General features: G+C 43.5%; 11 protein-coding genes, 1 other RNA gene, 1 pseudogene and 1 riboswitch. Of the genes and pseudogenes, 1 reads left to right on the top strand and 12 read right to left on the bottom strand.

Going from position 1 to position 14,285, the window contains the following annotated elements; genetic code table 11:
- From dynA to V756_RS0114550, 10 genes and pseudogenes are all read right to left on the bottom strand, one after another.
- On the bottom strand, positions 1 to 3,582 hold the full coding sequence (dynA, locus tag V756_RS0114590) for a dynamin GTPase (RefSeq protein WP_024715305.1): 3,582 nt from the start codon (positions 3,580 to 3,582) through the stop codon (positions 1 to 3).
- Positions 3,583 to 3,754: 172 nt separating this feature from the next.
- On the bottom strand, positions 3,755 to 3,847 hold the full coding sequence (fbpC, locus tag V756_RS1000000123565; protein ID WP_100740084.1) for a Fur-regulated basic protein FbpC: 93 nt from the start codon (positions 3,845 to 3,847) through the stop codon (positions 3,755 to 3,757).
- A 70-nt stretch (positions 3,848 to 3,917) separates the two neighbouring features.
- Entirely contained in the window at positions 3,918 to 4,424 is a 507-nt protein-coding gene (bpsB, locus tag V756_RS0114585) for an alkylpyrone methyltransferase (RefSeq protein WP_024715304.1), read from the bottom strand.
- Positions 4,425 to 4,427: 3 nt separating this feature from the next.
- Complete coding sequence (locus tag V756_RS0114580) at positions 4,428 to 5,525, bottom strand: type III polyketide synthase (protein ID WP_024715303.1); 1,098 nt, start codon at positions 5,523 to 5,525, stop codon at positions 4,428 to 4,430.
- A gap of 73 nt (positions 5,526 to 5,598) precedes the next feature.
- Positions 5,599 to 6,912, bottom strand: coding sequence for a xanthine permease PbuX (gene pbuX / locus V756_RS0114575; RefSeq protein ID WP_024715302.1), 1,314 nt, complete (start codon positions 6,910 to 6,912; stop codon positions 5,599 to 5,601).
- A complete protein-coding gene (xpt, locus tag V756_RS0114570) occupies positions 6,909 to 7,493 on the bottom strand; it encodes a xanthine phosphoribosyltransferase (protein WP_024715301.1) in 585 nt (194 codons plus the stop codon). Before xpt ends, pbuX begins: the two co-directional genes overlap by 4 nt.
- 91 nt (positions 7,494 to 7,584) lie before the next feature.
- Positions 7,585 to 7,684, bottom strand: a riboswitch (purine riboswitch).
- A gap of 140 nt (positions 7,685 to 7,824) precedes the next feature.
- A complete protein-coding gene (ypwA, locus tag V756_RS0114565) occupies positions 7,825 to 9,330 on the bottom strand; it encodes a carboxypeptidase (RefSeq protein WP_024715300.1) in 1,506 nt (501 codons plus the stop codon).
- Between the two features lie 109 nt (positions 9,331 to 9,439).
- Positions 9,440 to 9,962 (bottom strand): annotated as a pseudogene (locus tag V756_RS01000000122450) (2-keto-3-deoxygluconate permease); the annotation flags it as partial.
- A 53-nt stretch (positions 9,963 to 10,015) separates the two neighbouring features.
- Positions 10,016 to 11,941 carry an ATP-dependent DNA helicase gene (locus V756_RS0114555; protein WP_024715298.1) on the bottom strand — a complete coding sequence of 642 codons (1,926 nt, stop codon included), beginning with the start codon at positions 11,939 to 11,941 and terminating at the stop codon, positions 10,016 to 10,018.
- A gap of 103 nt (positions 11,942 to 12,044) precedes the next feature.
- Positions 12,045 to 12,236, bottom strand: a complete 192-nt coding sequence (locus V756_RS0114550; RefSeq protein ID WP_024715297.1) for a hypothetical protein — start codon at positions 12,234 to 12,236, stop codon at positions 12,045 to 12,047.
- 162 nt (positions 12,237 to 12,398) lie between these two features.
- Between V756_RS0114550 and V756_RS1000000123560 the strand changes: the two genes are divergently transcribed.
- Positions 12,399 to 12,551, top strand: coding sequence for a YpzG family protein (locus tag V756_RS1000000123560; RefSeq protein WP_010327933.1), 153 nt, complete (start codon positions 12,399 to 12,401; stop codon positions 12,549 to 12,551).
- A 52-nt stretch (positions 12,552 to 12,603) separates the two neighbouring features.
- On the opposite strand, the gene V756_RS0114545 is transcribed toward V756_RS1000000123560, so the two are convergent.
- On the bottom strand, positions 12,604 to 13,761 hold the full coding sequence (locus V756_RS0114545) for a THUMP domain-containing class I SAM-dependent RNA methyltransferase (RefSeq protein WP_024715296.1): 1,158 nt from the start codon (positions 13,759 to 13,761) through the stop codon (positions 12,604 to 12,606).
- A 100-nt stretch (positions 13,762 to 13,861) separates the two neighbouring features.
- Positions 13,862 to 14,244, bottom strand: an RNA gene (gene rnpB / locus V756_RS1000000123555) — RNase P RNA component class B.
- Positions 14,245 to 14,285: the final 41 nt, after the last annotated feature.

The following is a 14,285-nucleotide window of genomic DNA, read 5'->3' as shown; positions in this document are numbered from 1 at the left end:
TTACATTTTTATTGTATTGCCCGATCTTTGCCAAGAGATGCAAGCTTTGTACGCCATTTCAATCTCTTTCGCATGTTCCCCATCCGCGTATCCTTCTATATACGTATCTTTTTGATCCTTTATTTGTTCCATTGCTTTTTCAGCCATCTCTTCCTGCAAGCGGCTGAGGTAATCTGTGTAATGTGAAATAAGGCTTTCTTCTTCATTTTTCACCCAATTTCCCGTGATTTTTGTCAGTTTCGTGCGCGCTGCTTCGATGAAGGCGGCTTTTCCTTTCTGTTCAAAAAAGTGTTTTGGTGATTTGATTTCTTTTTTTTCCTGTTCAAAGACACGTTCATCTATGTCAGGTGCCACTTCCTTCAACTGTATGCCATTCGAATGGTGAGCACTCGCATAAATAGAAAAATAACCATCCTCGTTTAATGTTTTTTGAAAGCTTTCCAGCCACTCTTCTGCAATATGCCGCTCGATGAAACCGCTCATGCGAACATCAAGCGTTTTGATTTCCTGCACATATTCAAACTGATATTCACGTAATGCGGCTGTCATCGCCTGACCGACGTTCTTTTTCCAATCCCCGTTCTGAAGGCCGGGATGGAATGCCGATTTTAATAAATCATTCGCAAAATAGGATAATCGCTGTGTAATGTGATAAAGCTGTTCTTTTGTGTCTTTTTTTACTTTCTCAATGATGGTGTTTGAGCTCCGCCGTGTCTCGATTTCAGCTGCTGTCCGCTCAAATGACAGCATAAGGCGCTGTTTTTGCGCTTCCTTTTCTTCCTTGGACTGATGCTGGGATTGATAAAGCTGGATAACAGTTTCGCATAGTTTGTCTGCTTCCGAACTGAGCCGTGCAGCTGCCGTTTTTTTTACATCCGCTTCAATAAAACGGTCTACATGTTTTCTTACTTTCGGGAACTGATTATAAAATGATTCCGGTTTTCCCAGCAGTTCTTCCTTACTTGATACGGTAAAGAGCTGCTGATCATGAATTCCTTCTTTTACAAGCTCTGCGCTGACATAATCGGTCACTGTTTCCAGCTCTGTTTTATCTTTCGCAAGATCTGCTGCATTAATGACGAAAAACATTTTATCCATGCTGAACGATTCTTTTACAAGCCCGAGCTTTCGCAAAAAGGAACGATCTCCTTTCGAGAAGGAGTGCTGATAATAGGTCATATAAAAAAACGCATCGGCATCCTTAATATATTGGAACGCCAGCTCTGTATGCCGTTTATTCATGCTGCTGGCGCCGGGTGTATCAACGATCGTAATCCCTTTTTCAGTGAGCGGGCATGTATAATAGACCGTTACTTCTTTCACAGCGCAGGCCGTTGCCTCCTCTGCCACATACGGCTTTAATTCAGACAGCGGTATCGTTAATGTCTTTTGTTCCTGTATATATTCCTTATACTTTTCGTAGGCAAGCAGAAAGCTGCTGATCAATTTGATGTGCTCTTCCTGCAATCGGTTTTTCTTGACTGCTTTTTCCCACTTCTCTGTGAAAGAGCGGCCTGCCGGTTCTTTTTGCATTCCAGTGAGCTGCAAAATATCAGCTGTGAAGTCAGCATCGGTCTTAAACACCACATCCGCTGTTTTGTTGATGCTGCCATTGGTTGGTTTTGTGATTTTATTAATTGTGGCTGTGGTTGGCGTTGGCGAGGAAGGCAGCACCCTTTCGCCGACAAGCGCATTGGCAAATGATGATTTCCCCGAACTGAAGCCTCCAAAAAGAGCAAGTGTAAATTTCCGTTCCTCAAGTCTTTTAATTCTTTCTCGAAAAGCTGAGGTTTGCTTTGACAGCATGCTGTATTTACCTAAAAGGCCAGACAATGTGTAAAAGCGTTCGATTTGGTCTTGAAGCGGCCGTTCTTGCTCCATTTTGATTTCTTGTTTCTGCATGGGCTGCTGCGTCTGCTTGCCTAGGCTTCGTTTTTGTTCTGGAGCTGCCACTGTTTTTTTCTTCGTTTTAAACCAGTCGGTGTCTATGTGCATAGGACATGCGGATTCCTCTTCCCAAATGGCCCGCATACGATCGGCTTTCTCGCGGGCATTATTCTCTAAACGGGCCCGTTCTTGGAGAAGGCCGAGTTTTTCTGATTCCTGGCTGAGCCGGCCGTTGATTTTTTGCAAGTCATTGGAAACACGATCTTTCACCATCGCGGAAAGCGCCTTAATGATGTCTGCCGCTTCTCTTTTCGCCTTTTTCCGGATGAGTTCTGCCAAGTCTTTTGTATATTGCAATACATATTCAGAAGAAAAGGTTGCACCATGCTTGACAGCATGCTCAAGGTTGTCAATTTCAAGCGGAGTTCGATAGGCCTGAATCAGCTTTTCACTTTCAGCTGTATGAACATCAAATGCCTTGGCGAGTTTATGGAATGTGTCTATCATGTGCCAATCTGCTTCGGCCTCTGTTCGTTTTGTCACATCAGAGAAAAAAGCAGTCCTTCTTCTATCCCTTTCCTGTGCAGTTTTTGCTTTCGAAAAGAAAAAACCGGTTTTAAAAGAAGGCTCCCGCGATTCTAGGTATGCTGCTGCCAGCTCACGCATTTCAAAAGGCGTCAGGTTGGCGTTTCTTAAAATGCCATTGACTTCTTCCTGCATTCTGTTTTCTGCCTCAGTCGCTTGTTTTGCCGCCTCATCCAATTGATTTCTCAGCGATTGAACAAGTTTAGTTTGTTTGTCTAGCTGTTCAGCAAAGCTCGGACCGTCTGTTTCGTCTTTCAACAGCATGTCCGTATGTTCCTTCAGCAGATTGCGGACTTTTTGTTCTGTTAAAGCCTGCAAATTGATTTTGGATTGCTGTTCTATTCGTTTTAATTCTTCTCTCAGAACCCCAATCTGATTGAACGGGTGGTCTGGTTCTGTTACTGACGTAAAATAGAGCGCTTCCTTTGAAATGCCTTCGTTGCACAGCATCTCCTCTACTTGCGCTTTATAGTCTTCAAAACGAGTCTCCGCTTCATCATGCCGATCAATTTGATTGACGATAAAATACACCTTCGGAATGCTTTTGTTTATCGATCTGAGAAACTTTACATTTTCCTCAGCGTGCACGTGATTATAGTGAACGACATAAAACAGCGCATCAGCCTGATGGAGAATAGACGCTGCCGACAGAAAATGGGCATCGTCAGTTGAATCAATCCCAGGAGTATCAATATAAGCAACCCCGGAATCGATCTCGGTATACCGATCAAAAATTTCAACGCTTTCAATCTGTTCGCCGTTTTTGCAATATTGCTGCACCTTTTCTTTCTCATAAGCCCCATCCAGCTCAGCGCATGCTCCGTCTGTTGTATGAAGCCGTACACGCTTTTCCCCATTTCTGATCACAACAAGGTTAGCACTTGTCGGGATGGGACTTGTCGGTAAAATATTCTCCATTAACAGGCAGTTCAGCAAGGACGATTTCCCCGCTGAATAATGCCCGGTAAACGCGATATAAATCTCCTCATCAGCCGCTTTTTGCACCACTGCAGCCAGTTTAGCAGCCCTTTGTTCATCTTGATTCTCTATGAGTTGCTTATAAAGTTCCCCAGTTTTGTGCAAAAGCTCTTTTCTGTTATGTTCTGTCATCAGTCTGAACCCCTTTGTGCCATTTCAATTGTGAATCTTTTTCGAAAGATCTGAATACATTCCCCTTTCATTTTACACAAGAATGAGCCAAATTTCTTTAAGAGAATAGAAAAAAGCCGCCATTACGGCAGCTTCTAAAAAAGAAAATCTGCAACTTTATCAAGTTCCAGATTCATGAAACAGATTTATTTGAGATTCCTTTTAATACAAAACCAATTAACACACTATATGTACAGACCGCCCCAAGCAAAAACAGCATTGTCATTTGCTTCACCATCCTGATTGAGAATCTTTTTCATATTCATTTTAACATGAGTGAGAATGATTTTCAATCTCTATTTTATGCTGTATTCTTCTAATGCTTTCTCTTCTGTACGAATTCTGACTGTTAACAATACGGCATTTAAAATAGAAAACAGACACATGGTCATGTACGCATGATACAGAAGCGGAATCAATAAGAATTCTAATATCACAACGGTATAGTTTGGATGCTTCATCCATCTATAAGGGCCTTTTTTCACAAGCTCCGCACCTGGAACGACAAGGATTTTCGTATTCCAATATGATCCTAAGGAACAAAGCGCCCAATACCGTACTGCCTGCACGGTTACAATAGCCGCAGCGATACCGCCCCACCAGCTTGACGGCTGTTTATTCATCAGCAGCACTTCTGCAATTAAAGACAGAAAAAAAAGAATATGCGTGATGATGATATATGGATAATGGCTCTCACCGAATTCGATCGCCCCTTGTTGCTTTACCTTTTGTTCATTTTGTCTGGCTACTGCCATTTCAGCTGTTCTTTGCGCAATGAGAATGACGATTAACAACCAAAACATGAGTCAAGCCCCCTCCTCCCAGCTGAATAACAGCAGCTCTGATGAAAATCCCGGCCCTAATGCGCCAATCAGTCCCCGTTCAGCTTCCTTTTTGTATCCGTTCAGCAGATGGTCTTTGATCACAAACAATATTGTGGCTGAAGACATATTTCCATGCTTTTGTAAAATGCTTTGTGCAGATGAAAGCTTTTCTGGTGACAGCTCAAGACTTTTGCTGTATGCATCGATCACTTTTTTTCCGCCTGGATGTGCCAAAAACACACTGATATCCCTAAAGGACAGCTGATGTTTGTCCAAAAAAACCTGTACATTTGTTTTAAGCCATTTTTCCACCAAAGTCGGAATATCTCTTGAGAAAATCACTTTGAATCCTTGATCAGTAAAGTCCCAGCCCATGACATCTTCAGATTGTTTCATCAAAACAGATTGGGAATCTGTTAACTTCGGCATAAGTTTTAATTTTGACATCCTGCGGTCCGCCTTCTCACCGCATACTAAGGCTGCTGCAATGCCATCTCCAAATAGCGACGTGCCAATCAGATTGCTTTTCGTCTTATCCTCCGGCTGGAATGTCAGACTGCATAGCTCAGCAGCGATGACAAGCACGAAAGCCTCCGGATACGCTTTGCAATATTCTGCTGCACGCGCGAGTCCGCTGGCTCCCCCTGCACAGCCCAGCCCCCAAATCGGAATCCGCTTCGTATATGGAGAAAACGGAAGTTCATTCATGAGCCGCGCCTCGATGCTCGGTGTGGAGAGGCCCGTGCTGGAGACGAAAAAAACAGCGTCTACATTCTCATAAGCGATGGCTTCATGAAAAAATGCAGGATGAGAGAGGCAGTCGCGAACAGCTTCTTTGCTGTGCTTAAGCGTTTCTTCTATGAAAATTTGATTTTTTTCTTCAAAGCTGTGACGCTCTTTATACCAGTCAATCGGTTTGACAAATTGCCTCGATTGAATCTGCCCGTTTTTAAAGGAGGTTAACAGCCGATCAATGTCTTTAAAGGAATGCTCAAACATACAGCGGGCAAACTCAGCCGCTTTCTCTTGGTTTACATCGTACGCAGGAAGACTTGTTCCGATGGATAAAATATACGCCATGCGATCACCTCTTTGCATACATTGTGCCGCAACACTCTTTTTTATATGCAAAAAAACTCCGCCGCGGCGGAGTTTAGACTGCTGTTTTTTGCTTTGTGATTTCAGCTTTCTCTGTTTTTTCGGCTTTAGAAAATACGTTATATACAATATTCAAGACGACTGCAGTAACGCTGCCGGCAACAATGCCGTTTGTTGTAAGGAGTGCTAAGGCACTCGGAAGCTGTTTAAAGATATCCGGCACAACGGTCACACCGAGACCCAAACCGACTGAGCAGGCAACAATCAGCAAATTTTCCTGTTTTGCAAAATCGATGCGGCTGAGCATTTTGATTCCGTAAGCAATCACCATTCCAAACATCGCCACCATTGCGCCGCCCAAAACGGCAGATGGAATAATGGTCGTGAAAGCAGCGATCTTCGGAAACAGCCCAAATGCCATTAAGATCACGCCCGTGACAACAATGACGTTATTTTTTTTGATTCCCGTAAGCTGTAAAAGCCCGACATTTTGAGAAAATGCCGTGTAAGGAAAAGCGTTAAAAATACCGCCCAAAAGCACGGCCAGCCCTTCAGCACGATAGCCTTTAGATAAATCTTTCTCTGTCAGACGGCGGTTCGTCAGATCACCTAAGGCAAAGTAAACACCGGTTGATTCTACAAGGCTGACAATTGCAACGATAGCCATCGTAATGATAGGCGCTGTGTGAAAAGACGGCGCTCCGAAGTAAAACGGCTGGATCATTTGAACAACTGCCGCGTCCGTAACGTTATCAAATTGAACTTTCCCCATAACATACGCAATGAAAGTTCCAATCAAAATACCGATCAAAATTGAGATGGATTTGAGAAAGCCTTCCGTAAAACGGTATAGAAGCACAATGACACTCAATACGATAAAGGCGAGAGCAAGATTGGAAAGATCTCCGAAATCTGCACTTCCTTCACCGCCAGCCATGTTATTCATGGCTACCGGCATAAGAGTAATGCCGATGATTGTAACAACTGAGCCTGTCACGACGGGCGGAAAAAACGCTACAAGCTTTCCAAAGAAAAATGAAATAAGAATGACAAGAATACCTGACGCAATAATGCTTCCGTAAACCGCTGAAACCCCGTACTCAGATCCAATCGCAATCATCGGCGATACAGCTGTAAATGTACAGCCAAGCACTACCGGAAGCCCGATACCGAAAAATCGGTTGGTCCACACTTGCAGAAGTGTGGCCGCACCGCACATAAAAATATCAATCGACACTAAGTAGGTCAGCTGTTCGACAGTCAGGCCCATCGCTTTTCCCACAATTAGAGGAACGACAATGGCACCGGCATACATGGCGAGCACATGCTGGATTCCTAGAGACAGCGTTTTGCCGAATCCGTTTTTCATGAATGTACCTCCTGTACGAAGGACACCTTTCCTTCTTCTAAAGATTGAATTCTTGCCAAAGATTCGACCCGATAGCCAAGGTTCACCAGTTCTTCTCTTCCCGGCTGAAATGACTTTTCAATGACAATGCCAAGTCCCGCAATAGAAGCTCCCGCCTGCTTCACAATCGAGATGAGCCCATGCGCGGCTTGCCCATTTGCCAAAAAATCATCGATAATCAGCACATGATCCTGATCCGACAGATGGGTTCCTGAAACTGCGATTTGGCTTTCCGTCTTCTTCGTAAAGGAATAAACAGATGCTGTCAGCAAGTTGTCAGTAAGTGTTAATGACTTATGCTTTCTCGCGAAGACGACCGGAACACCCAACTTCAAGCCCGCCATCACTGCAGGAGCAATTCCGGATGATTCGATTGTCACGATTTTGGTAATACCGTCTTTTGCAAATCTGGCTGCAAATTCGTCACCGATTTTCTGCATAAGCATCGGGTCAATTTGGTGATTCAAAAACGAATCCACTTTCAATACCTGATCAGATAATACGACGCCTTCTTGCTCTATTTTCCGTTTCAGTGCTTCCATCCTGTCTTACCTCCGTTATGAGAATGAAAAAAAGCATTGCCCGCTCAAATAAAGAGCAAGCAATGCTGATATAACAAAAAACCGTACATGTGCGGTCTCATTGCTCACCCATAGTCGAACATTTACGGTGCCCGGTAGAAACTTGCGTGCCATATCCACGCGATTATATGAGTGTTCCTATGATATTGTAATAAATTATAGCAAGATTCTAATCTCTTGCATAGAAGAAAACGAAAGTTTCCGAACTTTATTTTTATTTTTTTGATTATTATTCGTATTTTGTGTTTCCTGCACCTAAAAAAGCCTGACGGCCACGCCGCCAGGCTTTTGATTACGATAGATAGAGATTGGAGTATTTGTTTGACAAATAGTCAATCAAATAGCGCACATTCAGCTCTTCTCCTGTCGCATCTTTGATAATGTCTAACGGCTTTTTCCGTTTTCCATGAATATGCACCTTTTCAGTCAGCCATTGTTTGATCGGGTGAAATTCTCCTCTTTCCAAGAGAGTGTCAAACTCAGGCAGATCCTCGAGCATTTTTTGTTTCAGCTGAGCCGCATACATGTAACCGAGCGCATAGGATGGGAAGTAGCCGAAATCTCCTCCGGCCCAATGGACGTCTTGTAAAATCCCCTCTGCATCCGTCTGCGGTGTAATCCCTAAATAATCCTGATATTTTTGATTCCAGAGAGATGGCAGTTCTTCCACTGACACTTCATTGCTGAAAATCGCTTTTTCTATTTCATAGCGGATCATGATATGAAGAGGATACGTTAATTCATCCGCTTCAACCCGGATAAAGGAAGGTTTTGATTCATTGATTGCCCGGACAAAATCTTCCAGAGAGATGTCCTTGAACTGGTCAGGTGATGCTCCTTGAATCTTCTTATAGTATGATGTCCAAAAATGCTTGTTGCGGCCGATAAAATTCTCGTAAAATAATGATTGAGATTCATGGATTCCCATTGATGCACCGTCTGACAAGTTCGTGCCGCTCAGTGCTTCATCAATATTTTGCTCGTATACCGCGTGACCGCACTCATGAATGGTGCCAAATATCGCCGTACGGAAATCTTTTTCATCGAATCGCGTCGTGACCCGAACGTCTCCTCGGTTCATCGTCGTCGCAAACGGATGAACTGTTTCATCAAGCCGTCCGCCGTCAAAATCGTAGCCAAGCTCCTGTAAAAAATACAGGCTGAGCTCTTTTTGCTTTTCCTTAGGGAACTCTTTCGTAATAAAGCTTGTATCAGGTTGATTTCCTGAAGCTGTCACTTGTTTAACGAGTGGAACAATCGCTTCTTTGAGCTCCGCGAACAGCTGATCAAGCACCTTCACCGTGACACCTGGCTCAAACAAATCAAGCAGTGCATCATAAGGATGCTCTTGATAACCCCAATACGTAATAAAGCGATTATTGAATTCAATCAGCTGCTCTAAATAAGGGGAAAATAAGCTGAAATCAGATTTTCCTTTCGCCTCTTCCCACGCTGTTTCCGCCTTTGAACACAGAATCACGTATTCCTTGTATTCAGCCTCAGGGATTTTCTTATTCTCTTCATACTCTTTTTTCGCCAGCTCCACAGCTTTTTTTGTATCTTCAGATAAGTCATCAAATCGTTCATGCAGGACATCGATCAGCTCCTTCATTCGATCTGATGTCTGGATGTTGAATATATCTGTTGAAAGCTGACCAATGCTTTCGGCACGATCCTCTGAGCCGTTTTTCGGCGCTCCGGTTCTGGAGTCCCAGTGCATTAATGCAACTGCTTCGCTGTAATGTGAGATTTTTTTTAAAAGATCAAAAAATTCCTTTTCATATGTATGTATCTCCATGTCCATTCCCTCCCTATTCTAGCCGTTCCATTACAGGCTAATGGAAGGGGGTATGAAAGTCAAATTGTTTGTATAAGAGGCTGCCTGTTTTGACAGCAGCCTTCTTTATTCAGTTAATCGGCATTTTATTGTTTGGCGGCGATGTTAACAGCGAGGCGACAATCACGCTCGTCGCTATGATCGCAGCTGCTGATTCAGCAATTGGCGCAAATGAGGTATTCGCTTCCGCTAACGCGTATGGCATAGCAACAGCCGCTTCCGCAACGCCGTCTCCACATGCGACAAAGTGATCAAGTAAAAACAAGGAATCGCCCGATAAAATGACGGCAAAAACACCGATAAATATACCGAGTAGCACTGATTTGATCAGCATTCCGAAATTCAAGGTGTTGCCCAGCGAAAAGGCAAAGAATGAGATGATCGCCGGCACAACCTTGCTGAATAAGTCTCTAAGATCCTAATCAAGATTCCGAGTATACAGCCGAGTAAAAACGGGATGACTGTCGTTGCCAGCGTTTCCGAAGGGAATGCGGCAAGTCCTGTTACCCCAACGTCACTATAGTCATAAAAGGCCCTGATTCCGTACTGATGCTCGCTTCCTCTTTTCTTCCGATATGATTCATGAACGCGACAATTGCTAAACAAATAAAAAAAGCTGACGAATTTGATCGTCAGCTTTTTTCCATTACATCATTTGAGGTTCAACAGGCAAAACCTTTTTGACTTCTGCAATGATGCGTTCATTTTCTCCGCCAGCATAAATGTGAATCGAGCCGCTGTCTTGGTTCGAACGAATCAGACGCCCGATGCCCTGCCGTACGCGTAATAACATATACGGCAGATCCACTTCTTCAAACGGATCTTTTTTCGCCCCGTTGCGTTTCGCTGTAAATACAGGATCATGAGGCGGGAACGGCAATGACCAAATGGTAACATTCTTTAATGCGTCACCAGGAATATCGAGTCCTTCCCATAAATGAACCGAACAAAGTACTGTTTCCTCTTCCACTTGGAATTTCTCCACTAAGCTGCTGATTTCTTCATCACCTTCAAAGAAAATCGGATACGGCAGCTCCCAAGCCGCCGACAGCTGTTTAAACCTGTTTAGTTCCTCAAAAGAAGGGAAAAGCACCAGCGTTCTGCCCTTATAACGCTTGATCGCTTCAATCGTTTCAGCCGTTTTTTGTTCAGCGGCCATCTCTGTTTTCGCATACAGATTAACAGCCATTTGCTCGTCATAATCATAAGGTGAATCAACGGTTAATGACAAATAGTCCCGAATCCCGAGACTGTCGGCAATATAATCAAACGAACCGCCTTCTGACAGCGTAGCAGAAGAGAAGATATAAGGAATTTTCTTAGAAAACACTTTCTCGCCAAGCACTTCCGCTACCGTTCTCGGCATCACAACGAAGGTTGATTCTGTTTCCTTTTGCTCCAGCCAGCTGATGGCATCCTTTTGATATAGAGATAATGAATACGCCATTTGTTCAACATATTCTTCCACAACTGACAGCTCATATTGATCAATCGTGTACATCTCAGACTCAAATACAAGTGCTTCACCGATTTTATCAAGCAAACGGCATAGCTCGTCCGCCGCCTTTTTCACACGCTGGTCATTTTTTATTTCTAAACGGTGTGAACCGGCTACTTCTTTTGATTCATCAGAAAGAGCATAGAAAAATTCATCGTTCGCAGCAAGCGCATCTTCAATCAGTTCAGCAAACTCTTCTCTGATGTCATTTTGCAGCAAACGTTCTAAAAATAATTCAAGAGTGGACTGCTTCACTCTGTAGGTCAGCGCTTTTTGTGCGGCAAACTCTAACAGATGCCCTTCATCAAATACAACTGCGCTATGATCAGGCAAAAGCGGCAGCTGGCCCTCTCGTTTACGTGATTCTTCCGTCCATACATGCTCCATATAAAAATCATGGGAACATATGATTAAGTCCGTTGACTTGCGGTAGTAATCTCTGGACAGCGTCAGACCGCATCTGTGTCTCATATCACAAGTCAGACAATCCTGAAACGAGTCGTAACTCACGTCAGACCATTCTTCATTCGATAGATTTGCGTACTGCTTTCGATCTCCATACGGATAAAAGCGTTGCATCGCCTGTGATTCATGGACAAATGACGGTAAGGATTCATAAAGATCCAGCCATTTATCATCATCAGATCGCTGCATTGTTTTTTCAAGCTTCTTCAAGCATAAATATTGTTCATGCGACTTTGACAGCCTTGTATCTATTTTTAGATCCAAATGCTCAGCGAGCTTTGAGATATCGCCCTCTTTTTTCACCAGCTGTTCGATTAATGTTTCATCAGCGCAAGCGATAATGGCGGGTTTACCGACATATCTTGCATAGCTGATCGCGAAAAGAAGATACACGAGCGTTTTCCCTGTTCCCACTCCAGCTTCAGCAAACATGACTTTTTTTTCTTTAAACGCCCGCTCTAGCTGAAAAGCCATAAATACCTGCTCATCCCGTAGATCAAAACCTTTTTCGGGAAGGATATCGTAAAACACGTCACCAATCCAATTGTTCAATTCTTCATAAAAATTCTTTGTTTTCGTTAAAGAAAAAGGCAAACGTGATGTTGTCACCTAGTTTCAACCCCCAACTATTCGACATTCAGACCACCAATAATATCATTTCCCGCTGATGAATACAATAAAAAAACTTGGCAATGCCAAGTTTTTTTGCAGCTTACTTTCGATTGATCACATGCGATGATAAGAAAGGATGGTCTGTTGAATAAATATGTTCCACCGCTTTTTCTAAATCATTTTGCGCATGCGACATCACATACGGAGACGAATCAGCCCCGAGCTCCTTCAGCTCGTTTGCTGTTGCGTCAAGCGCCCTTTGAATTAGATTAAAATGTTCACTGTTCAGCATGAGATCACCTCTGATGGAAATAATCATCATTGTATGCGAACTTTTTATTATATATACATGCTTTCCGCATGTTATCACTGAAACATGCACAAACTACACTCGATATTCCATATCCGGATTATCCGTCTTATCAACAATATTCTATCAGGGAGTGATGTTGACATGAGTTATAGAAATCGATTAGATCAGCATTCTGAACTGTTTCATCACAATTGGACGCGGCCTAAACGTTCTAAGTCTCAAGTAAACGGTCACACTGAAATGTCCCAAACCAACATTATATTGAGAAGCAACGCGAAAGCACACCGTTGGTAACGATAGAATATGGCTGAAAGATGAAAGAAGACGCATGCAGAGCGTCTTCTTTTTATTCGTTTTCTGTTTTCTTGCGCTGCGGCCTAACTTTAGCCCAGTATTGATAATAATCTGTTTTAATAAAGCCATTAAAAAGCTTTCGTTTCTTCGTCGCTTTTCTGCCGTAAGCTTCCTCAAAATTCTCGTTTGATGTCAGCATATACACAGACCAGGTATCAAGCGGTTCGAACGCCTGTCCCATTTCTTTGTACATCTGCTCAACAGCTTTTTTCTCGCCGAGACGCTCTCCGTACGGGGGATTGCCGACAATCACGCCAAATTCCAGATTGGTCGTGAAGTCTTTGACCTGCATCTGCTTAAATTCAATTAAATCTCCCAAGCCTGCTTCCTCTGCATTTTCTTTTGCGATTTGAACCATGCGGTGGTCTATATCGCTTGCGAAAATCGCAAGCGGCTGGTCATAGTTCGCCTTTTCTTCGACCTCAAGCCGCGCTTTGTCCCACAGCTCTTTGCCGATCCATTCCCAATCCTCTGAGACAAAATCACGGTTAAATCCCGGAGCGATGTTTTGGCCGATTAACGCGGCTTCAATCGCGATCGTTCCGGAACCGCAGAAAGGATCGACAAATGGACGATCCGGCGTCCAATTAGTTAATTGCACTAAAGCAGCAGCAAGTGTTTCTTTTATCGGCGCGCCGCCCTGATCGATACGGTATCCTCGTTTATGAAGACCTGTTCCTGACGAATCCAGCGTAATAACGGCCTGATCTTTCAATAAAGAAATTTCCACCTTATACTCGGCACCTGTTTCTTCAATCCAGTCATTGGCTTTGCCGGACTGCAGCTTGAGCTTTTCGACAATTGCTTTTTTGACGATCCGCTGACAGTCAGGGACGCTTGCAAGTGTTGATTTCACTGATTTCCCGATGACAGGGAACTTCCCGTTTTCAGGTATAAATGAGCACCAGTTAATCGCTTTCGTTTTTTCAAACAGTTCATCGAACGTTTTCGCTTTAAAAGAAGCAACCTGAACTTTTATCCGGTCGGCCGTTCTAAGCCAAAGGTTTGCACGGCAGATGGCAAGCGCATCACCTTCAAATATCACTTTTCCGTTATCAACCTGGTATTCGTATCCTAAATCTCGTACTTCCTTTGCGACAACAGCTTCAATGCCCATCGGCGCCGTTGCTATTAGTGTATACTTCTTCATCGTATCACCCTGTCTGTTAAAACTTTTCTCTTTTCAAGATAAAAGCTCTCCTTATACGGGAGAGCTTGTTTTCATCATTTTAAATGTAAGTGGTCTAACGTTCTGTAAGCCATGTTTTGTTCCGTCGTACTGCAAACGGCTCATCACCTCGTACTCGGGCGGCAATCATCTATCTACAGAAAGCATTCTGTCCTTCTCTCCGTTGAATTCCGTTAAGAAGGTTCCCCTACCAAAATTTGGGTTTCTCGCTCGAGGGGTTTACCGCGTTCCACTCTCACCATTTCTAGTGAGACTTCGTCACTGTGGCACTTTCAAGGATACTCAGCCATATCCAAAGGACGTAGGCTTTTTTCCTGCCGTCAGCCTCTAAAAGGCTGCCCTAGCTTATGACTTCGCTAGGCACGAACACTACGGGCATCTCAGCACCGTGCGAGCATGGACTTTCCTCTACAGATTCAAGATCTGCAGCGATTACCCGAACGTTAAGAACAACAATTATTATATAACAACTGATTGCAATTTAC

Origin of the sequence: Bacillus tequilensis KCTC 13622 (assembly GCF_000507145.1) — a bacterium.
In the GTDB taxonomy this organism is placed as follows: Bacteria; Bacillota; Bacilli; order Bacillales; family Bacillaceae; genus Bacillus; species Bacillus tequilensis.
This window is presented reverse-complemented; position numbering and strand designations above follow the sequence as displayed.